This is a genomic window from Pandoraea terrigena (genome assembly GCF_902459705.1).
In the GTDB taxonomy this organism is placed as follows: Bacteria; Pseudomonadota; Gammaproteobacteria; order Burkholderiales; family Burkholderiaceae; genus Pandoraea; species Pandoraea terrigena.
In genome coordinates, this window is sequence record NZ_CABPRU010000002.1 from 111,909 (window position 1) to 134,927 (window position 23,019).

The following is a 23,019-nucleotide window of genomic DNA, read 5'->3' on the forward strand; positions in this document are numbered from 1 at the left end:
CCCGATCTGTAAAAATCATTAAATTTAGGATTCCATATCATGACGGAGAAAGTGGCGGTAGTGACGGGCGGCGGCATGGGCATAGGCGCGGCCATCTGCGAACGCTTGATGAGTGACGGCATGACCGTGGTGGTCGCCGACCTGAACGAAGCCGCGGCCGCGGAAACGGCGGCGACGCTGAGCGCCGCGGGCGGCAACGCGTGGGCGCTGGGCATGAATGTGGGCGACGCCGCATCGATTGCCGACGGCTTCGCACAGATAACGCAGCGTTATGGCCGCTGCGACGTGCTTGTGAACAACGCGGGTATCGCCAAGACGTTCCCGTTTCTCGACTATCCCCTTGATCACTGGCATCAGGTCATGGCCGTGAACCTCACGGGCACGCTGCTGTGCGGGCAGCACGCCGCGCGACTCATGCGCGAGCAGCGCTGGGGGCGTATCGTCAATCTCGCGTCCGTGGCGGGCATTCTGGCCAGTGCCGGACGCACGGCCTACGGCACCTCGAAAGCCGCCGTCATCGGACTCACGCGCCAGATGGCCATCGAACTCGCACCGTTCGGCATTACCGCCAACGGCGTCGCCCCCGGCCCCGTCGATACACCGCTCACGCAGGTGCTGCATTCCGACATTTCTCGCCGTCACTACACGGAAACGACACCGCTCGGCCGCTATGGGCAGCCGCGCGAGATCGCCGGGGCCGTGAGCTTTCTTGCGTCGGACGACGCCTCGTATGTAACCGGCCATATCCTGCCGGTCGACGGTGGCTTCGTGGCCGCGGGTATTCTGGAGATCTGACGCCGCTCTTGCGTCTCGCGCCGCCTTCAGCGCATGCGGGTGTCCGGAGGATCGGGCACCAGTCGCGCGCCCGGCGCGCGCTGCATGTCGCGCCACACCGTCCGCGCATTCTCGACAAACGTTTCGACACACGGATTGTGATTGTCGCGGCTCCACAGGAGCACCACTTCCGCCACTGGCGCGTTGCGCAACGGCTTGAAAACCGCATTGCCCGACGCGCTCGTGCTGCTCATCGACATCGGCACCATCGCCACACCGAGCCCTTCCCCCACCAGGTTGATAATCGTCTGCTGCAGGTTGGTTTCGAGCCGGATGTGCGGCGAAAATCCCGCGCGACGGCAATGATCGACGACCAGATCGTAGACCAGCGGCGCGATCTCGCGCGGAATGCTTACGAACGATTCCTCGGCCAGTTGTGCGGCGTCGAGCACGCGCGCCTTCCCCAAGGGGTGTGTGCGCGGCAGCACGGCCACCATTTCCTCGCGAAATACGGTCGCCGTATTGAGCCCGGTCAGGTCTTCCGGGCGATACATGATGCCGACGTCGGTCCGCCCGGCCCGCACGGCTTCGGCAAGCAGATTCGGTAACGTCTCCGCCAGTTTCATGTCGACGCGCGAATACGCGGCGGCATAGGTGCGCGTGAGCGCGGGCAGGATGTTGTACGCCGAGGACATCATGAAGCCGACCGCGATCGCACCGTCCTCGCCCCGGCTCGCCGCCACGACATTGCGGCGTGCCCGGTCCACCGAGTTGAGGATTTCCACCGCATCCTGATAGAAACGCGCGCCGGCCCGCGTGAGCCGCACGCTGCGTCGCGTGCGCTCGAAAAGCTGCACGCCAAGCTCGGCCTCCATCAACGCAATCTGGCGCGACAGCGGCGGCTGGGAGATATGCAATTGCTGGGCGGCCCGACCGAAGTGAAGGGTCTCCGCGAGCATCACAAAGTACTGGAAATGACGCAGCTCGATCATCTGATACCCCAGAGGTATTAATGGCGCATCTATATTGTATTGGATGTTATGACTGTGCGGTCGTATCCTGCATTAGCGGTTGGCTACCCGAGCCGGCTGCCACATAAAGAGACGTCAGGAATCGCCAGGCCACAAGCCACCCACGGCGCCCTTTCGTACCCATACGAGAAGGAGACAAGTCATGCCCGCTCACCTTGCTGTAGCGCCTGCCCCCGCTCGACCTGTCGGCTACGCCAGCCCCCTCGGCGCCGCCACCGCCAATACCGCCAATACCGCCTTCAGCCATGTTGCCGCACTTGCCGAGCGCATCGTCCGCGTGCCGGCCCTCCCCGCCGTCACACGTCAGATGCGTCCCGACTATCTCGCCATTGACGACCTGTGCGGCACCGACGCGCGCATGCGCGACTTGCTCTCGCGCGGCAAGCGCTTCGTCGATCGCGGACTGCCGGTGTTGATCCTCGGTGAGACGGGAACGGGCAAGGAGTTTCTGGCCCGGGCGCTGCACGAATACAGCGAGCGGCGCGCACAAGCCTTTGTCGCGATCAACACGGCATCGCTACCGGAGCATCTTGTCGAGAGCGAACTGTTCGGCTACCAGCGCGGCGCATTCTCGGGTGCGTTACCCGGTGGCATGAAAGGAAAGTTGCAACAGGCCGATGGCGGCACGCTGTTCCTCGACGAGATCGGCGACATGCCCTACGCCCTGCAAACGCGGCTGTTGCGTGTGCTCTCGGAGCGCGAAGTCACGCCACTGGGGGCGAGTCGCCCGGTCCCCGTCAACGTGCAGCTCATCTGCGCCACGCATCAGGATCTGGCCAGCGCCGTGGCAGAGGGCACCTTCCGCGAAGATCTTTACTACCGCATTGCCGTGGGCGTACTCACGCTACCGACGCTGCGCGAGCGCGATGACAAGCGCGAATTGATCGCCCGCATGCTGTGCGACGAGTGGCCCGGACTGCGCGCCGATCAGGCACTGGCCCGCTTGTCGCCGGACGCCGTGGCGTGCCTGCTCGCCCACGCGTGGCCGGGCAATCTGCGCCAGATGCGCGCAGCATTGCGTTATGCGTGCGCGGTGATGAGCGGCCATATGCTCGCGATGGACGACCTGCCCCCGGAACTCGTCATGCCGACGCCGGTGCGCCGATCGGACCGCAACGTTGCGATGCACGAACGGGATGTGCGAGATGCCGTTGCCTCGCTCCCAGTCGCGCCACCCATTGACACCGGTGCGCAAACGTCTCCGAACGACGGGGAGCGTGACCGCATTCTGCAGGCGCTCGCGCAACATCGCTGGAATATTTCCGCGGCGGCACGCACCCTCGGCTTCTGCCGGGCGTCGCTGTATCGCAAGCTCAAGCAGTTGCGCATTCCGCACGTGCGCGATTGCGGCGATGTGCTCAGCGCAGGCCATTTCGCGTAACGGGAAATGTGGCGAACCCAGCAAGCAAAAAAAGCGCGGCCAATAAGGCCGCGCCAAGGTTTGGAGACTTTTCACTCAACGCAAAAGTCTACTTCTCGCGGAACGTAGTATAGAGTCGGGCTCCCCGAATCATTCTCATCATTCGACGCAATGCATTATTCGGCGACTCGCAATAGTCCCTAAAACACTATAAATAAAGGACTTTTCGGTGCGTGCTAATTGACGCGGTCGCGAGAGTCGCAGACTTTCCTCATCAGCCGCGTGCGGCACAAGTGACGACGTCGCCGAGCCGGCCACCGGACACACGCGCGAACACGTCTCACTATATCGACGGCAAAACCTGACCCGTCGCGCATCGAAATACCGCTGATATCGTCGGCACCTTTCCTGCTCAGTGCGTGACTTTCGCGAACGAGTGCAGTGACCTGCCTGTTCATCGCCGGAACCAAATCGATCTACGTCGGTCGCGCGAAGATCCCGTGCTGACCATGCTTCGCGCGTGATTCTTCTGCCCCTGAACACTGTGTCCCAAGCGCAACACCTGTCGCTTGCGCCGTCATTTATCGCCTAGGCTTAATCAAGCCAATCCCTTATTCGATAAAGCTTTCCGGCGCATTCAGCAGATTCTTCCCGTATCCGAAATAGATTCTTGCGGATTCTGAAATAGGTGCGAGTCGCGCTCACTCATACACTGCCCCCTGTCAACAGAGCAGTGCCGATACCTGATCGGGTTCGCGAATGACAAACCGTCACCTCGACATGTTCTGTTTCGCCGCGTTCTGTTTTCACGCGAATTCTGCGATTCGTGTCACGTTACTGGAGCTTAAACCATGAAAAAAACTCTTCTTGCCGCTGCCGTTGTCGGCGCGTTCTCCGCGAGCGCCCAAGCGCAAAGCAGCGTCACCCTGTACGGCTTGATCGATGCTGGCGTCGCTTACACCAGCAACTCGACGACTTCGACGGCTTCGGGTTCGAAGAACTTCCGCGCGACGAGCGGCCTGGTCAACGGCAGCCGTTGGGGCCTGAAGGGCGCGGAAGACCTGGGTGGCGGTAACAAGGCCATCTTCGTGCTGGAAAACGGCTTCTCGATCAACAACGGCACGTCGGGCCAAAACGGCCGCATGTTCGGCCGTCAGGCTTTCGTCGGCCTGCAGAACGACAAGTTCGGCTCGGTGACGATCGGTCGTCAATACGACTCGCTGGTTGACTATCTGGCACCGCTGACCTTGAACGGCTCGTCGTTCGGCGGCACGATCGCAGCGCACCCGTACGATAACGACAACACGAACAACTCGTTCCGTGTGAACAACTCGGTCAAGTACTCGAGCGCCAACTACAACGGCCTGACCTTCGGCGGCCTGTACGGCTTCTCGAACAAGGCTGGCGACTTCGCCAACAACCGTGCCTTCAGCGCCGGCGTGAACTATGCCAACGGCCCGCTGACCGTGGCAGCAGCCTACTTGGAACGCCAGGGCAACACGGGCAACAACAACACCAGCGGCGCAGTCGACACGTCGAGCAGCGGTGACTCGGTGTTCAGCGCCTCGAAGCAACGCGTCTGGGGTATCGGTGGTAACTACGCCTTCGGTCCGGCAACCGTCGGCCTGGTGTACACCCACACGCAACTCCAGGGCCTGACCGGCCTGAACTTCAACAGCACCGCCGTTGCCTTCGGCAACGACGGCCTGAAGTTCGACAACTTCGAAGTCAACGGTCGCTACATGCTGACCCCGGCCGTCTCGCTGTCCGCCGCGTACACGTACACGATGGCCAAGCAAGATTCGACGGACAAGAAGCCGAAGTTCCACACCGTGACGCTGCAAGCCGACTACCGTCTGTCCAAGCGTACCGACGTGTACCTGACCGGTTCGTACCAGCACATCTCCGACAACGAAGGCACGGGCCTCCAAGCCGGTGTCGGCGCTGCCGGCGGTATGTCGTCGACCAGCTCGCAAACCGTTGTGGGCACGGGTATCCGCCACCGCTTCTAATCGACGCGGCGTGAGCCCCGGGGGCGTTATTCCGGTGCTCGCGACATGAAAATGGGCAGCCTCGCGGCTGCCCATTTTTCATGGAGAAGCGCAATCAGAAGCGCGTTTCGCGCGCCGCCCGCAGGAAGTTGTCGAGCACCGGCGTGCAATCGAGATACTCCGGCCCGCCCGCCCTGTGAAATTCCGGGTGCCATTGCAGCCCCATGACGAACGGCGCCTTGCGATAGCGAATGGCTTCCACCACGCCATCTTCCGAGCACACCGCCTCTACACTCAGATCGCGTCCAAGCGTCCGCACCGACTGGTGATGGATGGAGTTGACGATCGGCACATCGACCGGCCCCAACATCTGCGCGAGCGATGAACCCTCAGGGAACGTCAGCGTGTGCCGGTTGTGCTCGTAGGTATCGGTCACGTGCGGGATCGCGTCGGGCAGATCCGTGGCGATGTCCTGGTGCAGCGTGCCGCCAAATGCCACGTTGATGAGCTGGCAGCCACGGCAAACGCCAAGAATCGGCTTGCCCTGCTCCACGAACTCATGCAGCAATTCGAGTTCGTACATGTCGCGCATGCGGTCGCCCTGCCATTCGTGACGCGTTGCCGCTTCCGAATAGCTATGCGGCGAGACGTCCGCACCGCCCTGCAACACCAGCCCGTCGAGATGCTTCGCGTAATCGTGCAGGCGGATGTGGCTCGGATGCAGCTGACCCTGCGTGTCGACCGTGGGGATCATGAACACCAGGACGTCGCGCGACATCACCCAGTGTGCGATCGACTCTTCGAGGTACTGCAGCGTCTTGCTGCGCAGCCCCTTCGCCCCCGGCTCCGGATGGAAGATGCGCGCCGAAATGCCGATCTTCAGCGTGCGCTGCGTGATGCGCTGTCCTGCGCGCTCGTACCATGCACGAAACCGCGCCGACGTGATGCGACGCAGCACCGACCATGGCGAATCGCCCGCTTGCAGATAGGACGGCTGCGTGCCCATCGACGCTGGACTGCCCGGACGCGCCGCGCCGGCGCCGAATGTCGGCTGATGCGGCGGCTCGTCGGCACCGGCACCGCCGGTCGTGCCCGCGATCGCCGTCTCACCGACGCGTTCGCTCGACGTCGGTGCCGGCGCGCCAATCGGATTCCGCTCGGAGGCCACATCGGCGGTCGGCGCATGGACAGACGGTTCCATTGCTGGCATCGCTGGCGCCTGCGGTGTCTCCGATGCGTGCGCCGGGCGGGTGAGCGTGTCGGGATTTGCCGGCATGTCGCCGGAGGCCTCGGCCGTGCCGGCGACGGGCTTCGCCGTCGGATGTGGCGTCGCCGCGGTTGGCGGCTCCACATACTCGGATTCCTCCGGCGAAGCTGACTTGGGCGCAGCGCCGACATCGGTGGCAGGCGGTGTTTGCGGTGGGATTGCGCTCTTGCTCGTATCGGACTCGGGCTTGTTTGGCGGCTGCGGCGATTTCGGATCTTGAGCGTCGGTCATGATGGCGTTTGGATGGCGTCCGCGAAGGGGGAAAAATGGATGGACCAATGCGGCTGGCAAATTATCCCGCTGGCCCGATCCTGCCGCAACCGGGAAAGCCGATCGACCGCCAGATGCTGCGCCAGGGCACCGGGCGCGTCTCGATGAGCGATGAAACCGACACGACGCGGCGCGGTCGAAGGAAAATGTCACGCATCGCGCGCTCTTGCCAGCACTTGACGGGCCACTCGCCCCGTGAAAACAATAGGCGCACGATGCCGGATTTTTACCGATCAATGAGCGACGTTTTTCGCCAATTGAATGAAACCCCGCCCCATCTGGCGGCGATATCGCTCAAGGAGCCTGCAAGTGAAGCGTTTTCTGCGTCTGTGGCAAGTCGCCCGCCACGATTTCCGCGTGCTCTGGCGCGCCGCCCGCGATCCGCGCCGCCCGCGCTGGTTGCTGCCCGTGCTGGCGCTGCTCGCCCTCTATCTGGTCAGTCCGTTCGACCTGATCCCCGACTTCGTTCCGGTGTTCGGCTTGCTCGACGACGTCGTCGTGATCGGGCTGGTCGTACATTGGCTCATCAAGCGTTTGCCTGCCGACGTGCGCGAGGATGCGCGCGCCCACGTCTTTACGCAGCGGGCCTGATTCCGGCCGCCGGCGACAAGCAACGGCCGCGGGTCAAGCCCCCCGCCCAACGGTTTGACGAACGGCCAGCGTTCAGGGGGCTTCACATCGCGTCCCGCAGCGTCTGCGCCATGCGCCATGCGCCGCAACTCAGGGCACGAGCAACGTCGACCCCGTGGTTTTGCGCGCTTCGAGGTCGCGATGGGCTTGAGCCACGTCGGCCAAGGCGTATCGCTGATTGACCTCAATCTTGACCGCCCCCTTGCCGACGATGTCGAACAGATCGTTGGCCATGGCTTCCAGGTCGGCACGCTTGGCCGTGTAGCTGAACAGCGTCGGGCGCGTGAAGAACAGCGAGCCGCGTGACACGAGGTCGGCCGTGTTGATCTGCGCGACCGGGCCGGACGCGCTCCCGAAGTTCACCATCATGCCGAGCGGGCGCAGGCAGTCGAGCGAGCCAATGAACGTATCCTTGCCGATCGAATCGTAGACCACCGGCACGCCTTCGCCTCCCGTGATCTCCTTCACCCGTTCGACGAAGTTCTCACGCGTGTAGACGATCGGATGGTCGCAGCCGTGCTTGCGCACGAGCGCCGCCTTCTCGTCGGAGCCGACCGTGCCGATCACCGTTGCGCCAAGCGCCTTGGCCCACTGGCACACGATAAGGCCCACGCCACCGGCGGCCGCATGGATGAGGATCGTGTCGCCCGCCTTGACCGGGTAAGTGCGACGCAGCAGATACTGCGCGGTCATGCCTTGCAGCATCATCGCGGCGGCCTGGTCGTCGCTGATGGTGTCCGGCAGACGCACGAGCGGGGCCGCAGGCATCACGCGGGCCTGCGAATAGGCACCGCACGGACGGCTCGCATAAGCCACGCGATCGCCCGCCTTGACATGCGTCACGCCCTCGCCCACGGCCTCGACCACGCCGGCGGCTTCCATGCCGAGCCCGGCGGGCAGCGGCTGCGGGTACAGACCCGTGCGGAAATACACGTCGATGTAGTTCAGCCCAACGGCGTTATGGCGCACGCGCGCTTCGCCCGGTCCCGGGTCGCCGACTTCGACGTCGACGTACTTCATCACTTCCGGGCCACCATTCTGTTCGATTCGAATTGCCTTGGTCATCCTCGCTCCTTGCGCTCGTGTGATGTGTCGCGATGGGTCGTGATGGGTCAGTGCCCGGCGTCACGCCGCCGGTTGGGCCGCCAGACGCACGATCAACTGCTCCAGCAACAGACGCGCGGTGGCACTGTTGGTCGCGCACGGCACGTTGTGCACGTCACAGGCGCGCACGAGGGCGTTGATATCGGGCTCGTGCGGTTGCGGCGTCATCGGGTCGCGCAGGAACAACACCATATCGACACGCCCCTCAGCCAGTTGCGCACCGATCTGGAGATCGCCGCCGTGCGGCCCGGAGAGCATGCGCTCGATGTCGAGGCCAAGCTCGGTGGCGATGCGTCCGCCCGTCGTGCCCGTCGCGACCAGTTGGCACTGGCGCAGCACGTCGACGTAGTCGCTCGCCACCGCCAGAATTTCGTCCTTCTTCTTGTCGTGCGCGATCAGCGCAATCCGGACCTTGGGTACCGTTGATACTGTCATGGAAGCCATCTCGCAAGGGTTAAAACGTGCCCGGATACGCGCCGCCGTCGATCAGCACGTTCTGCCCGGTCATGTATCCGGCCTGTGCGCTGCAGAGAAACGCGCAGGTCGCGCCGAACTCGTCCGGCTGCCCGAAGCGACCGGCCGGGATCGCGGCAGCCCGCTTCGCGCGCGCTGCTTCGAGCGTCTGTCCGCTCCTGGCCGCCCACGCCTGCAGGGTGCCCGCGAGGCGGTCGGTATCGAAAGCGCCCGGCAGCAGATTGTTGATGGTGACGTTATGGCCAACGGTTGTCCGCGCCAGTCCGGCAACGAACCCGGTCAGCCCGGAGCGGGCGCCATTGGACAGCCCGAGGATATCGATGGGCGCCTTCACGGCCGACGACGTGATGTTCACGATGCGCCCGAAACCGCGCGCGATCATGCCGTCCACGCTCGCCTTGATGAGTTCGATGGGCGTGAGCATGTTCGCGTCGAGCGCTCGAATCCAGTCGTCGCGTTGCCAGTCGCGAAAGTCGCCCGGCGGCGGCCCGCCCGCATTGGTCACGAGAATGTCGAGGGGTTCGCATGCCGCAAGCGCCTGCGCACGCCCCTCGGGCGTGGTGATGTCGCACGCCACGGCGGTGACGCGCACGCCTGTGGCCGCACGAATCTCGTCGGCTGCGGCGTCCAGCGCCTGCGCCGTCCGGGCGACGATGACGACATTCGCCCCCGCTTCGGCCAGCGCCTGCGCGCACGCCCGTCCCAGTCCCTTGCTCGCACCGCAGACCAGCGCGGTGCGCCCCTTGATTCCCAGATCCATGTTCAGCCTTCGACAAGTGAAACGTTGGACAACTGCGGCCGTACCGCGTCTTTCAGCGATTCTAAGGGAATCGTGCGCGCCCTGCTTTGTCGGGCCCGCGCCTGGGCGATCGCCCCCGCCGAGATCGAAACCCGGACCGGCGGCGCCCGCATCGGCTAAAATCGCGGCCATGCGGGCCACACCGGCCCTGCCTCAGATTGCCTGCCATGAAACAAGACGCCCGCTTCCCGAATCTCTATATCTGCGATCATCCGCTGATCCAGCACAAGCTCTCGCACATGCGCGACAAGGAAACGTCGACGCGCACGTTCCGCGGCCTGTTGCGCGAGATCACCTTGCTCATGGGCTACGAGATCACCCGCGACCTGCCGCTCACGACCGAGCGCATCGACACGCCGATGGTCGCCATGGACGCGCCCGTCATCGCGGGCAAGAAGCTCGCCATCGTGCCGGTGCTGCGCGCTGGGGTGGGCATGAGCGACGGACTGCTCGACCTGGTGCCGTCGGCACGCGTTGGTCATATCGGCGTGTATCGCGACGAGCAGCATCGTCCGGTCGAATATCTCGTACGACTGCCGGATGTGGCCGACCGCCGTTTCATCCTGTGCGACCCGATGGTGGCGACCGGCTATTCGGCCGTGCATGCCGTGGACGTGCTGCGCAAGCGTGGCGTGGCGGCAGAGAACATCGCGTTCCTCGCCCTCGTGGCCGCGCCCGAAGGCGTGAAGGTGCTCCTTGACGCGCATCCGGACGTGAAGCTGTATGTCGCGTCGCTTGACGAGCGTCTGGACGATCACGCCTACATCATTCCGGGTCTGGGCGACGCGGGCGACCGCCTGTTCGGCACCAAGAACTGACGCGCGACGGATCGCGGGCCCCGGCCATTGCGTGGCGGGGCCCGCGTCCCCCGCCCTACCGGGCCTTGCGCCGCGTGGCCATCGCCACCCCGATGGCCGCCAGCCCCATCCCACCCCAAGCGATTGGCGGCATGTGTTCCCCGACCATGAGCCACGCGGCGAGCGCCGCCGACGGCGGCACGAGGAAAAACAGCGCCGAGACGCGCGACGCCTCGCCTCGCCGGATCATCGCCAGCAGCAATGAAATCGCGACGATCGAGTTGCCGATCACGAGATAGACGAGCGCGACGCCAAGCTGCCACGTCCAGTCGATGCGCATCGGCTCGAGCCACCCCGCAAGCGGCAGTGTCACCGCGAAGCCCACGGCGTATTGCACCAGATTGGCGGTGACCGGGTGCTGCCCCACGCCGAAGCGCTTTTCGTAGAGCGTGCCACAGGTGATCGCCCCCAAGGCCACAAACGTCAGCACCAGCCCCAGCGCCGAGGTCACCTCCACCGCCGAGCGCGCCACGATGACCAGCACCGCCCCCGCCAGCCCCAGCGCGAGTCCGATCCAATTCAGACCGCTCACGCGCTCGCCCACCAGATGCGGCACGGCCAGCGCCACGAGAATCGGCTGCAGCGAGGTAATCAGTGCCACACTGCCGGCCGACACGCCCAGACGCAGCGCCAGGTACGTCATGCTGAAGTACAGCGCCTGGATGAGCAGACCAATGACAATGAGATGCCCCCAGGCGGCGGCCGTCTTGGGCAAGGGCGGGCGCATGACGACCGCCAGGGGCCCGAGCAGCACGAGCACAAGCCCATAGCGCAACGCGAGGAACGTGAGCGGGTCGGCATACGTCAGACCGATCTTGGCCACGGTGAAGCCGACCGACCACAGCAACAGGAAGATGAGCGGGGCGGCGCGCAACCACAATGGGTCTTGGGCAACGCCGGTGCGTACCGGTTTCAGCGAAGATTTCAGCGACATGGGGGAATCAGGAATCGTTGAACGGGCGACGGCGCCCGCGGCACACCGGCGGCTCGGCACACGCCACTCACGCCACTCACGGCCGAGCGCCGGATCATTGCATCGTCGCCGGGTCAGGCGGGCACGGTCATCGGCGCTTGCTACCGCCCAGAATGCTGCCCAGCACACCGCGCACGATCTCCCGGCCCAACTGGCTGCCGATGGTGCGCACCGTACTCTTGACCATCGCTTCGACGACCGTGTCCGTGCGGCGCGACCCACCTGTGCCGCCCAGCAGGCCGCCGAGCGAGTCCTTCACGGCATCGAGCAGCCCGCCGCCCGAGGTCTCGCCGCCGTTCGGCGCTTGCGGCACGGCGCCGCCCGCGTCAGGTTGCGGCGCCTCGCCCTGGCGAGTCTGGGTGCGCCCGACGAGCCGCTCGTAAGCCGACTCGCGATCCACCGTCTTTTCATACACGCCAGCCACGAGCGAGGCAGCGATGAGCGCTGTGCGCTCTTGCGGCGTAATCGGTCCGATACGCGAGGCTGGCGGCGCGATATACGCGCGCTCGGTCACCGCCGGGCGCGCCTTCTCGTCGAGCAGCGACACCAGCGCTTCACCCACGCCCAGTTCACCGATCGCCGCTTCGATGTCGAGCAACGGATTGGCACGCATCGTCTGCGCCGCCACCTTCACCGCCTTCTGGTCGCGTGGCGAATAGGCGCGCAACGCATGCTGCACGCGATTGCCCAACTGACCGAGCACGGTGTCCGGCACGTCGACCGGGTTCTGCGTCACGAAATACACGCCGACGCCCTTCGAACGAATCAGGCGCACCATCTGCTCGATCCGCTCAAGCAACGGCTTCGGTGCCTCGTTGAACAGCAGATGCGCTTCGTCGAAGAAGAAGACGAGTTTGGGCTTGTCGGGATCGCCCACTTCCGGCAGGCGCTCGAACAACTCGGCGAGCAGCCACAACAGGAAGGTGGCGTAGATGCGCGGCGCGGCCAATAGTTTGTCCGCCGCGAGAATGTTGACGATGCCACGCCCTTGCGCGTCCGTCTGCATGAAGTCGTCGATATCGAGCATCGGCTCGCCGAAGAACTTGTCGGCGCCCTGTTGCTCGAGTGTGAGCAGTCCGCGCTGGATCGCCCCGACCGACGCGGCCGAGATGTTGCCGTACTGCGTGGTGAAGGTCGACGCGTTCTCACCCACGTGCTGAAGCATGGCACGCAGGTCCTTGCTGTCGAGCAGCAGCAGGCCGTTGTCGTCGGCAATCTTGAAGACGAGGTTGAGCACACCGGTCTGGGTCTCGTTCAGTCCCAGCAGTCGCGAGAGCAACAGCGGGCCGAGATCGGAGACCGTCGCACGCACGGGATGGCCCTGCTCGCCGAACACGTCCCAAAGCGTGGCCGGGCTGCCGTGCCAATCGGGCGTATCGAAGCCGAACTGGGCGATATGCGCCTTGAGCTTGGGCGTCTCGGCGCCCGGTTGCGTGATGCCCGTCAGGTCGCCTTTCACGTCGGCGAGGAACACGGGCACGCCGATGTCGGAAAAGGCCTGCGCCATGACCTGGAGCGTGACGGTCTTGCCCGTGCCTGTGGCGCCGGTAATCAGCCCGTGACGATTGCCCATGGCGGGCAGCAGACCGAGCCAGTGCTGGCCGTTGCGTGCGATGAGGAGTCGGTCGCCGGATTCGCCGCCCGCGCTCGCCGCCCCGTCGGGGGCAGCGGGGGTCGCAGTGACGTGGGACGATGCCGCCGGGGAAGCGGCAAGCGACGAGGTTTGCGGCGGCACGGGCTTCTGGGGCATTGAGAGACCTCGGCGGTAGACGCGGCGTAGCGCGTGACACGGCGCAGCAAACACCCGTGGCACGGTGCGGCGGCATGATAAAATTGCCTCCGATTATAGCGGCAGGTTGCCGCTCGGACTGCCCCGGCCCCGAAATGACGGGAAACCGATGGGGTCGACACGACCCACGGAAGCCCACGGGGCGATGGGGCAATTCGCGCCCGCGCCCCGGGGGTGGCGGGCGCTCGCGTTTCAACGGTTGGCCGCGCCGCACTGCGCCGGCCGGCAGAGCATACTTCGCCGCACAGCGCGGCACGACGGAGAAATTCATGGCGGGTCATTCCAAATGGGCCAACATCAAACACAAGAAGGCAGCGGCAGATGCCAAGCGCGGTAAAGTCTGGACACGCCTGATCAAGGAAATCACGGTGGCCGCGCGCCTTGGCGGCGGCGAAGTCGACAGCAATCCGCGCCTGCGCCTGGCCGTGGAAAAGGCGGCCGATGCGAACATGCCCAAGGACAACGTCAAGCGCGCGATCGATCGCGGCGTTGGCGGGCTTGACGGTGCCAACTACGAAGAAATCCGCTACGAAGGCTATGGCATCAATGGTGCAGCCGTGATCGTCGACACCATGACGGATAACCGCGTGCGCACCGTCGCGGAAGTGCGTCACGCCTTCTCCAAGTTCGGCGGCAACATGGGCACCGACGGTTCGGTGTCGTTCCTCTTCACGCACTGCGGCCAGTTCCTGTTCTCGCCGGACACGCCGGAAGACAAGCTCATGGACGTGGCGCTCGACGCCGGCGCCGACGACGTGATCACCAACGACGACGGCAGCTTCGAAGTCATCTGCCCGCCGAACGACTTGCAGGCCGTGAAGACCAAGCTCGAAGCGGCCGGCCTGAAGGCCGAAGTCGCGGAAGTCACGATGAAGCCGCAAACCGAAGTGGTCTTCACCGGCGACGATGCCGTGAAGATGCAAAAGCTGCTCGACGCGCTCGAAAACCTCGACGACGTGCAGGAAGTATTCACCAACGCCGTCATCGAGGAATAAGATGAAGATTCTGGTTGTCGGCTCGGGCGGCCGCGAACACGCGCTGGCATGGAAGCTTGCCCAATCGCCCCGTATCCAGTTGGTTTATGTCGCCCCGGGTAACGGCGGCACGGCACTCGACGAGCGCCTGCGCAATGTCCCGATCAGCGATCCGAACGTGCTCGCCGAGTTCGCCGCGCGCGAAGGCATCGCGCTGACGGTGGTCGGCCCGGAAACGCCGCTCGCCGCCGGCATCGTCAACATCTTCCGCGCGCGTGGCCTGAAGATCTTCGGCCCGACGAAGGAAGCGGCGCAGCTCGAATCGTCGAAGGACTTCGCCAAGGCGTTCATGAAGCGTCATGGCATTCCTACCGCCGATTACGAAACGTTCTCCGACGCGGCCAGCGCGCATGCCTACATCGACACCAAGGGCGCGCCGATCGTCATCAAGGCGGACGGCCTCGCCGCAGGCAAGGGTGTGGTCGTGGCGATGTCGCTTGATGAAGCCCATCACGCTGTCGACATGATGCTCGCGGACAACAAGCTCGGCGACGCCGGCGCCCGCGTGGTGATCGAGGAGTTCCTGCACGGCGAGGAAGCCAGCTTCATCGTGATGGTCGACGGCAAGAACGTGCTGCCGCTCGCCACGTCGCAGGATCACAAGCGTCTGCTCGACAACGATCAGGGCCCCAACACGGGCGGCATGGGCGCCTATTCGCCCGCGCCGATCGTCACGCCGCAGATCCACGCGCGCGTGATGCGCGAGATCATTCTGCCGACCGTACGCGGCATGGAAACCGACGGCATCCGCTTCACCGGCTTCCTGTACGCCGGGCTGATGATCGACGCGCAAGGCAACGTCAAGACGCTCGAATTCAACTGCCGCATGGGCGACCCGGAGACGCAGCCGATCATGGCGCGCCTGAAGGGCGACTTTTCGGTGGTGGTCGAGCACGCGATTGCCGGCACGCTCGACAAGGTCGAACTCGACTGGGATCGCCGTTATGCGCTGGGCGTGGTACTTGCCGCGCACGGCTATCCGGACACCCCGCGCAAGGGCGACCGGATCTCCGACGTTCCGGCCGAGACCGCCGATTGCGTCACGTTCCACGCGGGCACCCAGCTCGAGAACAACGTGCTCACGGTGACCGGTGGACGCGTGCTGTGCGTGGTCGGCCTGTCCGACACCGTGCGCGGCGCCCAGAGCGTGGCATACCAGACCGTCAACCAGATCCATTTCGACGGCATGCAGTATCGCCACGATATCGGCAACCGCGCACTGGCGCGCAAACCGGAGTAAGTCCGGCCACGCTGGAAGGGCGGCCTGAAGCACCAAACCGTTGTGTCGCGGCCCGGGAGACGTCATGTCGCCCGGGCCGTTGTCGTTTTGGCGGCGTCACACGCGCCGCACGCCGTCACACGGCTGCGATTGACAAGCGCGGGGCAAATGGGCACGCTGACACCGCGCGGGCGCGTCACTGTCTGCCGCGCGTCCGGCCAGCCCCGGCGGAATTCATGCAGTTTTCCCGACAGACCCTCGCTCGACGGAGACTTACATGTTCGATCTCGACAAGCTGGTCAACGATTACCTGATGCCGTTCGGCCTGAAGATTGTGATGGCCGTCGTCATCTGGATTATCGGCGGTATCGTCATCAACGTGGTGGCGCGGCTCGTGCGCAGCGCCATGACCCGCCGGGCCATCGACCCCACCCTCGTTCGCTACACCGAATCGACGCTGCGCATCGCCCTGCGCATCGCGCTCATCCTGACCATCCTCAGCGTCTGCGGTATCGAGACGACATCGTTCGCCGCGTTGCTCGCCGCCGCCGGCATCGCCATCGGCGCGGCATGGTCCGGACTCCTGTCGAACTTCGCCTCGGGCATCTTCCTCATCGTGCTGCGCCCGTTCAAGACCGGCGACATGATCAGCGCAGGCGGCGTGATCGGAGTGGTCGACGAGATCGGCCTGTTCGTCACCACGCTCACCACGGCCGACAACCTGCGGGTGTATGTGGGCAACACGAAGGTCTTCGGCGACAACATCACGGTGTACGACGCCAACGCGTTCCGCCGCGTCGACCTGACGGCGCAGCTAGCCCATACGGTCGATGCGCAGGATGCGATAGCGCGCCTGAAGGCACGCATCGCCCAGATCCCGAACGTGATGAGCACGCCGGCCGTCGACGTGGCGATTCTCGAATTCAATCCGGCCGGGCCAGTGCTCGCGGTGCGCCCTTATTGCCACAATCGCGACTACTGGCAGGTGTATTTCGATACCAACCGGGCCATCGCGGAGGTCGGCGGCACGGCACAGTGGCCGGTGCCGGCAACGCGCCAGATCCTCATGCCGCCGCCGGGCGACGTCGACAAAGGGATGCCGACCGCGTCGGCGGGCGGCGCCGCAGCGGCCAGCCCGCTGCCCAACGCCCCGGCGCCCTGATCGCCAGGACTTGATGCAGGTCATCCGGGCGGCAATCGGCGCGACCGTCTGCCGCGCCGGCCCACCCCCGAACGCATGGCTGCCGGTACAATCGCGGTTATTACCTCGCATCGGGACGTCACAGCATGACAGCGCAAGACGCCGCACCAGCGCCGGATACGGGCGCAGTGCGTACTTATCTGCTCGGGCTTCAGGACCGCATTGTCGAGACGCTCGGGCGCCTCGACGGCAAACGCTTCCTCGCCGACGACTGGCAACGTCCGGCCGATAGCGCGCTGCGCGGCGACGGCCGCACCCGCGTGCTCGACGACGGCGACTTCTTCGAGCGCGGCGGCGTGAACTTCTCCCACGTGGTCGGCGACAAGCTGCCGGGCTCGGCCAGCGCGTCCCGGCCCGAGCTGGCCGGGCGCGGCTTCGAAGCCCTGGGCGTCTCGCTGGTGTTGCATCCGCGCAATCCGTACTGCCCGACCGTGCACTTCAACGTGCGCATCCTGATCGCCACGGCCCCCGGCCAGTTGCCCGCGTTCTGGTTCGGCGGCGGCATGGATCTCACGCCCTACTACCCGTTCGAAGAGGACTGCCGGCACTTCCACCAGACGTGCAAGGACGCCCTCGATCCGTTCGACACCTCGTGGTATCCACGCTTCAAGACGTGGTGCGACGAGTACTTCTACCTGAAGCACCGCCAGGAGCCGCGCGGCATCGGCGGCATCTTCTTCGACGACTTCTCGGGGGGCGGCTTCGAAACGGGCTTCGCCGTCATGCAAAGCGTGGGGGACGCGTTCCTCGACGCGTACGTGCCGATCGTCGAGCGCCGCCGCGGCATGCCCTACGGTGAGCGCGAACGGGATTTCCAGGCCCATCGGCGCGGACGCTACGTCGAATTCAACCTGGTCTGGGACCGTGGCACCCATTTCGGCCTGCAATCGGGGGGCCGTACGGAGTCGATCCTGATGTCGATGCCGCCGATCGTGAAATGGCACTACGACTGGAAGCCCGAGCCGGACACCCCGGAAGCGAAGCTCTATACCGACTTCCTCGTGCGCCGCGAGTGGGTGTGAAGGCCTGCTGCGCATGACCGTCTCTTCCCCTGCTGCACCACACGCCGCGCCTTCGTCGCCCGTCGGCTCGATCCGGCGCATCGGCGTGCTGGGCGGCACGTTCGATCCGATTCACACCGGCCATCTCGCGCTGGGCGCGCTTTTTGCCCGAACACTCGCGCTCGACGAACTGATCCTGATGCCGGCCGGCCAGCAGCCGCAGAAACAGCGCAGCACCCCGGCCGAACATCGGCTGGCCATGACGCGCCTGGCCGCAGAACAACTCGCCGCCGAGCTGGCACGCACGCAGCCGACCACGCGACTGATCGTCAGCACGCGCGAAATCGAGCGCGCCGGACCGAGCTATACCGTCGACACACTGCGCGAGATACGCCGTGAGGTCGGCCCGCAGGCGTCGCTGTCGCTGCTTATCGGCTCCGACCAGTTGGTGCGCCTGGACACCTGGCACGCCTGGCGCGAGCTGTTCGACTATGCGCACATCTGCGCGGCCGCGCGCCCCGGTTTCCGGTGGGCCACCGCCCCCCTGCCGCTGCGCCAGGTCTTCGCCGAACGGGAAAAGTCCGCACTCGGGGTACAATCCACGCCATGCGGCGGCATCCTGATCGACAACTCACTGGCTGTCGACATCTCCGCCACCGAGTTGCGCGCCACGCTGGCGCACGCGCGAGACGCGGCCACGCCCCCGGCGAACCTGCCCGAACCCGTGTGGCATTACATCCGCGCGCAACACCTGTATCGCGCCTGACGGCCCTTCCCGGGCCGCCGCCTCGGCGCCCCCTGTTTCACCAAAAAGACGCACTATGGATATTCGTAAACTTCAGCGCCTGATCGTCGACGCCCTCGAAGACGTCAAGGCCCAGGACATCAAGGTGTTCAACACCGAGCACCTCACCGCCCTGTTCGAGCGTGTGATCATCGCGAGCGGCACGTCCAATCGCCAGACCAAAGCACTCGCCGCCAGTGTGCGCGACAAGGTCAAGGCCGCTGGCGGCGACATCGTCAGCATGGAAGGCGAAGACGTGGGCGAATGGGTGCTGGTCGACACGGGCGACGCCATCGTGCACATCATGCAGCCGGCCCTGCGTCAGTATTACAACCTCGAGGAAATCTGGGGCGAGAAGCCGGTGCGCCTGAAAGCGGCCGGCACCAAGGCCGGTGCCAAGGCCAGCGTGGAAGATCAGGAAGACGACGAGGACGACGCGCTCGAATCCCCGGCCCTCGCACGCCGCAAGGCAAAGTAAGCCGGCGCTGCGCGGGAGTCTGCCGTCATGCGTCTGTTCATTCTCGCGGTCGGGCACAAGATGCCCGGCTGGATCGAGACCGCTTTCGCCGAGTACGCCAAGCGCATGCCGCCCGAGCTGCGCATCGAACTCAAGGAAATCAAGCCGGAGCAACGCTCCAACTCCCGCACGGCCGAGACCGTCATGGCGGCCGAGGCGCAGCGTATCGACGCGGCCCTGCCGCGTGGCTGCCATCTCGTGTGCCTGGACGAACGCGGACAGGACCTCACGACGATGCGTCTGGCCCAGTCGCTCACCGGCTGGCAGCAGGACGGGCGCGACGTAGCGTTCGTGATCGGCGGCGCCGACGGTCTCGACCCAGACCTCAAGGCGCGCGCCGACACCCTCATCCGGTTGTCCAGTCTGACGATGCCCCACGGCATGGTGCGGGTGTTGCTCGCCGAGCAGCTCTACCGCGCGTGGAGCATCAATGCCAATCATCCATATCACCGCGTCTGACGACACCACATGTCAGAAACAAGTCGAAAATAAGTCAGTTCGCCTTGTGCGGTGCAATGCCACGTTGCGCCTAACATCAAACGACGCGCAACCCTCCGCCGTCCGGTACCCTCCAGCCATTGTCAATCCCCCATAGACGCCGCCATGCAACATGCGTTGTGCGCTGCGGGTGGAAAAAACACGATGACGTGGTAGTCTAGCCCGCGCTACACAGTTCGCACCGCGAACAACAATTAGACTTCTCGTGAACCACCGGAGATTGGCATGAAGCAACCGTCCCTGCGAAGTATCGTCCTGGCCGGCGTTGGCGCTGCAATGGCGTTCGGCATGAGCACATCGGCCCTGGCCGCGACCGAGATTCAGTTCTGGCATTCCATGGAGTCTGCCCTCGGCGAGCGCGTCAACCAGATCGCCAACGATTTCAACGCGTCGCAAAGCGACTACAAGATTGTCCCGATCTACAAGGGCAACTACGAGCAGGGACTGGCGGCCGGGATCGCCGCGTTCCGCGCCGGTAACGCGCCAGCCATTCTTCAGGTATACGAAGTGGGCACGGCCACGATGATGCAGGCCAAGAAGGCAGTCAAGCCGGTGTGGCAAGTCATGAAGGACGCCGGCGAGCCGTTCGACGAAGCGGCGTTCGTGCCGACCGTGGCGAGCTACTACGCCGACAGCAAGACCAATCATCTCGTGTCGATGCCGTTCAACAGCTCGACGCCGGTGTTGTACTACAACAAGGACGCCTTCAAGAAGGCGGGCCTCGATCCGAACACGCCGCCGAAGACCTGGGCCGACGTGAAGACCGACGCCGAGAAGCTCAAGGCCGCCGGCCTGGCGTGCGGTTTCAGCACGGGCTGGCAGGGCTGGACGCAGCTCGAGAACTACAGCGCCTGGCACGCCCTGCCGTTCGCCACGAGGAACAATGGCTTCGACGGTCTCGACGCCAAGCTGAACTTCAACGGTCCGCAGCAGATCAAGCACATCCAGTTCCTGGCCGACATGGCCAAGGAAGGCACGTTCACGTACGTGGGCCGCAAGGACGAAGTGACGTCGAAGTTCTATAGCGGCGACTGCGGCATTGCCATCACCTCCTCGGGTGCGCTCGCCAACATTGCCAAGTACGCCAAGTTCAACTATGGCGTGGGCATGATGCCGTACGACGCCAACGTGAAGGGTGCGCCGCAGAACGCCATGATCGGTGGCGCCAGCCTGTGGGTGCTCGCCGGCAAATCGTCCGCCGAGTACAAGGGCGTGGCCAAGTTCCTGAACTACCTCGCGTCGCCGGCCGTGGCGGCGAAGTGGCACCAGGATACCGGTTACCTGCCGGTGACGAAGGCCGCCTATGAACTGACCGAGAAGCAAGGCTTCTACGCGAAGCATCCAGGCGCCGACGTGGCCATCAAGCAGATGCTCAACAAGCCGCCTCTGCCGTTCACGCGCGGTCTGCGCCTGGGCAACATGCCGCAGATTCGCACGGTGGTCGACGAGGAACTCGAAGGCGTGTGGAGCGGCAAGCAAACGCCCAAAGCCGCACTGGACAAGGCGGTCACCCGTGGCGACGAACTGCTGCGCCGCTTCCAGAAGCAGGGCGGCTGAGCGGCTCCCAACACACGATGGCGCGCGCGAAGCCGGCGAATTGGCCGCGTTCGCGGCGCGCATCGTGACGTTAAAATCGTGACGTTATCCTGACTACCCGGCCCCGTCGACGACGTGGGCCGGGTTGGTTTTTTTCCGCTCATTACGTTATGGCGCATAACTCCAGAGAACGCCCTCGCTTCGGCACCGGCTGGCTGCCCTACGCGCTCGTCGCCCCGCAGCTCCTCATCACTGTCGTGTTCTTCCTGTGGCCTGCGGGCGAGGCCCTGTGGCAATCGACATCGACGCAGGACGCCTTCGGGCTGTCCAGCGAGTTCGTCGGCCTGGACAACTTCGTTTCGTTGTGGCGCGACCCGCTCTACCTCGCATCGTTTCGCACCACGATGATCTTCAGCGGGCTGGTGACGGTCTGCGGACTCGTCATCTCGTTGCTGCTCGCGGCCATGGCCGACCGTGTCACGCGCGGCAAGCGCACCTACCAGACACTGCTCATCTGGCCCTACGCCGTCGCGCCGGCCATTGCGGCCGTGCTGTGGGCGTTCCTGTTCAATCCGAGCATCGGTCTCGTCACTTTCGGCCTCGCGAAGCTCGGCATCGAGTGGAATCACGCGCTCAATGGCGGCCAGGCGATGTTCCTCGTCGTGCTCGCCTCGATCTGGAAGCAGATCAGCTACAACTTCCTGTTCTTCTACGCCGGTCTGCAGGCGATTCCGCGCTCACTCGTGGAAGCGGCGGCCATCGACGGCGCCGGGCCGATCCGGCGCTTCTTCGGACTGGTGTTGCCGCTGATTTCGCCGACGACGTTCTTCCTGCTGGTGGTCAACCTCGTGTACTCGTTCTTCGACACATTCCCGGTGATCGATGCCGCGACCGGCGGCGGTCCGGGCCAGTCGACCATGACGCTGATCTACAAGATCTACTCGGAAGGCTTCAAGGGGCTCGACCTCGGCAGCTCGGCTGCCCAGTCGGTAGTGCTGATGGCCATCGTCATCGTGCTCACGGTCGTGCAGTTCCGCTTCATCGAACGCAAGGTGCAATACGCATGATCGAGAATCGTCGCGGCCTGGATATCTTCTGCCACGTCATGCTGGTCATCGGCGTGCTGCTGGTGGTCTTCCCGCTCTACGTGGCGTTCGTCGCCGCCACCATGAACGAGCGCGAGATCTTCAACGTTCCCTTGTCGCTCATCCCGAGCACGCACCTGCTCCAGAACCTGGCCACCGTGTGGAACCAGGGCACGGGCGATTCTGCGATGCCATTCGGGCTGATGCTCGGCAACAGCCTGTTCATGGCACTGGTCATCACCTTCGGCAAGATCTCGGTGTCGATCCTGTCGGCCTTCGCCATCGTGTATTTCCGTTTCCCGTTGCGCAATCTGTTCTTCTGGCTGATCTTCGTCACGCTGATGCTGCCGGTCGAAGTGCGGATCTTCCCGACGGTGCAGGTGATCTCGACGCTCGGCCTCATCAACAGCTATACCGGGCTGACGCTGCCGCTCATTGCCTCGGCCACGGCCACGTTCCTGTTCCGGCAGTTCTTCATGACGCTGCCTGACGAACTCGTCGAAGCCGCACGCATCGACGGCGCCGGCCCGATGCGCTTCTTCGTCGACGTGGTGCTGCCGCTGTCGAAAACGAATATCGCGGCATTGTTCGTCATCACCTTCATCTATGGCTGGAATCAGTACCTGTGGCCGATCCTGGTGACCAATGCCCCGTCGATGACGACGGCCGTGGTTGGCATCAAGAGCATGATCGGCAGCGGGGACACCGCCACCCAATGGCAACTGGTGATGAGCGCCACGCTGCTCGCCATGTTGCCGCCCCTCGCGGTGGTTCTGCTCATGCAGCGGTGGTTCGTGCGCGGTCTGGTCGATTCGGAAAAGTAAT

General features: G+C 64.7%; 22 protein-coding genes. 15 read left to right on the plus strand and 7 right to left on the minus strand.

Features of this window, described 5'->3' with window-relative positions; all coding sequences use genetic code 11:
• The first annotated feature begins 39 nt into the window (after nt 1–39).
• Nucleotides 40–795: an SDR family NAD(P)-dependent oxidoreductase gene (locus tag PTE31013_RS04800; protein WP_150611702.1), complete on the plus strand. Its 756-nt coding sequence runs from the start codon at nt 40–42 to the stop codon at nt 793–795.
• A 26-nt stretch (nt 796–821) separates the two neighbouring features.
• On the opposite strand, the gene PTE31013_RS04805 is transcribed toward PTE31013_RS04800, so the two are convergent.
• Nucleotides 822–1,766, minus strand: a complete 945-nt coding sequence (locus PTE31013_RS04805; protein ID WP_150611703.1) for a LysR family transcriptional regulator — start codon at nt 1,764–1,766, stop codon at nt 822–824.
• Between the two features lie 346 nt (nt 1,767–2,112).
• Here PTE31013_RS04805 and PTE31013_RS04810 point away from each other — a divergent pair, with 346 nt between their 5' ends.
• On the plus strand, nt 2,113–3,186 hold the full coding sequence (locus PTE31013_RS04810; RefSeq protein ID WP_150612178.1) for a sigma-54-dependent Fis family transcriptional regulator: 1,074 nt from the start codon (nt 2,113–2,115) through the stop codon (nt 3,184–3,186).
• Nucleotides 3,187–4,016: 830 nt separating this feature from the next.
• On the plus strand, nt 4,017–5,177 hold the full coding sequence (locus PTE31013_RS04815) for a porin (RefSeq protein WP_150611704.1): 1,161 nt from the start codon (nt 4,017–4,019) through the stop codon (nt 5,175–5,177).
• A gap of 94 nt (nt 5,178–5,271) precedes the next feature.
• Here PTE31013_RS04815 and PTE31013_RS04820 read toward each other — a convergent pair whose 3' ends face one another.
• Nucleotides 5,272–6,654 carry a gamma-glutamyl-gamma-aminobutyrate hydrolase family protein gene (locus tag PTE31013_RS04820; protein ID WP_150611705.1) on the minus strand — a complete coding sequence of 461 codons (1,383 nt, stop codon included), beginning with the start codon at nt 6,652–6,654 and terminating at the stop codon, nt 5,272–5,274.
• 348 nt (nt 6,655–7,002) lie between these two features.
• Here PTE31013_RS04820 and PTE31013_RS04825 point away from each other — a divergent pair, with 348 nt between their 5' ends.
• Nucleotides 7,003–7,284, plus strand: a complete 282-nt coding sequence (locus PTE31013_RS04825; RefSeq protein WP_246173898.1) for a YkvA family protein — start codon at nt 7,003–7,005, stop codon at nt 7,282–7,284.
• 129 nt (nt 7,285–7,413) lie between these two features.
• Here PTE31013_RS04825 and PTE31013_RS04830 read toward each other — a convergent pair whose 3' ends face one another.
• Genes PTE31013_RS04830 through PTE31013_RS04840 form a run of 3 tightly spaced genes read right to left on the minus strand, consistent with a single transcriptional unit; the run spans nt 7,414 to nt 9,661 of the window.
• The gene (locus PTE31013_RS04830; RefSeq protein WP_150611707.1) at nt 7,414–8,388 is read right to left on the minus strand and encodes a quinone oxidoreductase family protein; all 975 of its coding nucleotides are present in this window, start codon (nt 8,386–8,388) and stop codon (nt 7,414–7,416) included.
• 60 nt (nt 8,389–8,448) lie between these two features.
• Nucleotides 8,449–8,862: a methylglyoxal synthase gene (locus tag PTE31013_RS04835; RefSeq protein WP_150611708.1), complete on the minus strand. Its 414-nt coding sequence runs from the start codon at nt 8,860–8,862 to the stop codon at nt 8,449–8,451.
• A gap of 19 nt (nt 8,863–8,881) precedes the next feature.
• Nucleotides 8,882–9,661 (minus strand): SDR family oxidoreductase, encoded by a 780-nt coding sequence (locus PTE31013_RS04840; protein ID WP_150611709.1) that lies wholly within the window; start codon nt 9,659–9,661, stop codon nt 8,882–8,884.
• A 206-nt stretch (nt 9,662–9,867) separates the two neighbouring features.
• On the opposite strand from PTE31013_RS04840, the gene upp reads away from it, so the two are divergent.
• The gene (gene upp, locus PTE31013_RS04845) at nt 9,868–10,518 is read left to right on the plus strand and encodes a uracil phosphoribosyltransferase (protein WP_150611710.1); all 651 of its coding nucleotides are present in this window, start codon (nt 9,868–9,870) and stop codon (nt 10,516–10,518) included.
• Nucleotides 10,519–10,573: 55 nt separating this feature from the next.
• On the opposite strand, the gene PTE31013_RS04850 is transcribed toward upp, so the two are convergent.
• Both PTE31013_RS04850 and PTE31013_RS04855 read right to left on the minus strand, forming a co-directional pair.
• Nucleotides 10,574–11,491, minus strand: coding sequence for a DMT family transporter (locus PTE31013_RS04850; RefSeq protein WP_150611711.1), 918 nt, complete (start codon nt 11,489–11,491; stop codon nt 10,574–10,576).
• A gap of 127 nt (nt 11,492–11,618) precedes the next feature.
• Nucleotides 11,619–13,103 carry a helicase HerA-like domain-containing protein gene (locus tag PTE31013_RS04855; RefSeq protein WP_246173936.1) on the minus strand — a complete coding sequence of 495 codons (1,485 nt, stop codon included), beginning with the start codon at nt 13,101–13,103 and terminating at the stop codon, nt 11,619–11,621.
• A 485-nt stretch (nt 13,104–13,588) separates the two neighbouring features.
• Between PTE31013_RS04855 and PTE31013_RS04860 the strand changes: the two genes are divergently transcribed.
• From PTE31013_RS04860 to ugpE, 10 genes are all read left to right on the plus strand, one after another.
• The gene (locus tag PTE31013_RS04860) at nt 13,589–14,314 is read left to right on the plus strand and encodes a YebC/PmpR family DNA-binding transcriptional regulator (RefSeq protein ID WP_150611713.1); all 726 of its coding nucleotides are present in this window, start codon (nt 13,589–13,591) and stop codon (nt 14,312–14,314) included.
• A 1-nt stretch (nt 14,315) separates the two neighbouring features.
• Complete coding sequence (gene purD, locus PTE31013_RS04865; protein WP_150611714.1) at nt 14,316–15,593, plus strand: phosphoribosylamine--glycine ligase; 1,278 nt, start codon at nt 14,316–14,318, stop codon at nt 15,591–15,593.
• Between the two features lie 256 nt (nt 15,594–15,849).
• Nucleotides 15,850–16,734: a mechanosensitive ion channel family protein gene (locus tag PTE31013_RS04870; RefSeq protein WP_150611715.1), complete on the plus strand. Its 885-nt coding sequence runs from the start codon at nt 15,850–15,852 to the stop codon at nt 16,732–16,734.
• Between the two features lie 125 nt (nt 16,735–16,859).
• Entirely contained in the window at nt 16,860–17,795 is a 936-nt protein-coding gene (hemF, locus tag PTE31013_RS04875) for an oxygen-dependent coproporphyrinogen oxidase (protein WP_150611716.1), read from the plus strand.
• A 13-nt stretch (nt 17,796–17,808) separates the two neighbouring features.
• On the plus strand, nt 17,809–18,540 hold the full coding sequence (locus tag PTE31013_RS04880) for a nicotinate-nucleotide adenylyltransferase (protein ID WP_150611717.1): 732 nt from the start codon (nt 17,809–17,811) through the stop codon (nt 18,538–18,540).
• 55 nt (nt 18,541–18,595) lie between these two features.
• The gene (gene rsfS, locus PTE31013_RS04885) at nt 18,596–19,036 is read left to right on the plus strand and encodes a ribosome silencing factor (protein ID WP_150611718.1); all 441 of its coding nucleotides are present in this window, start codon (nt 18,596–18,598) and stop codon (nt 19,034–19,036) included.
• A 27-nt stretch (nt 19,037–19,063) separates the two neighbouring features.
• Nucleotides 19,064–19,534, plus strand: a complete 471-nt coding sequence (gene rlmH, locus PTE31013_RS04890; protein WP_150611719.1) for a 23S rRNA (pseudouridine(1915)-N(3))-methyltransferase RlmH — start codon at nt 19,064–19,066, stop codon at nt 19,532–19,534.
• A gap of 264 nt (nt 19,535–19,798) precedes the next feature.
• Complete coding sequence (ugpB, locus tag PTE31013_RS04895; RefSeq protein ID WP_150611720.1) at nt 19,799–21,130, plus strand: sn-glycerol-3-phosphate ABC transporter substrate-binding protein UgpB; 1,332 nt, start codon at nt 19,799–19,801, stop codon at nt 21,128–21,130.
• A gap of 149 nt (nt 21,131–21,279) precedes the next feature.
• Nucleotides 21,280–22,176, plus strand: a complete 897-nt coding sequence (gene ugpA, locus PTE31013_RS04900) for a sn-glycerol-3-phosphate ABC transporter permease UgpA (RefSeq protein ID WP_150611721.1) — start codon at nt 21,280–21,282, stop codon at nt 22,174–22,176.
• Nucleotides 22,173–23,018, plus strand: a complete 846-nt coding sequence (ugpE, locus tag PTE31013_RS04905; RefSeq protein WP_150611722.1) for a sn-glycerol-3-phosphate ABC transporter permease UgpE — start codon at nt 22,173–22,175, stop codon at nt 23,016–23,018. Before ugpA ends, ugpE begins: the two co-directional genes overlap by 4 nt.
• Nucleotide 23,019: the final 1 nt, after the last annotated feature.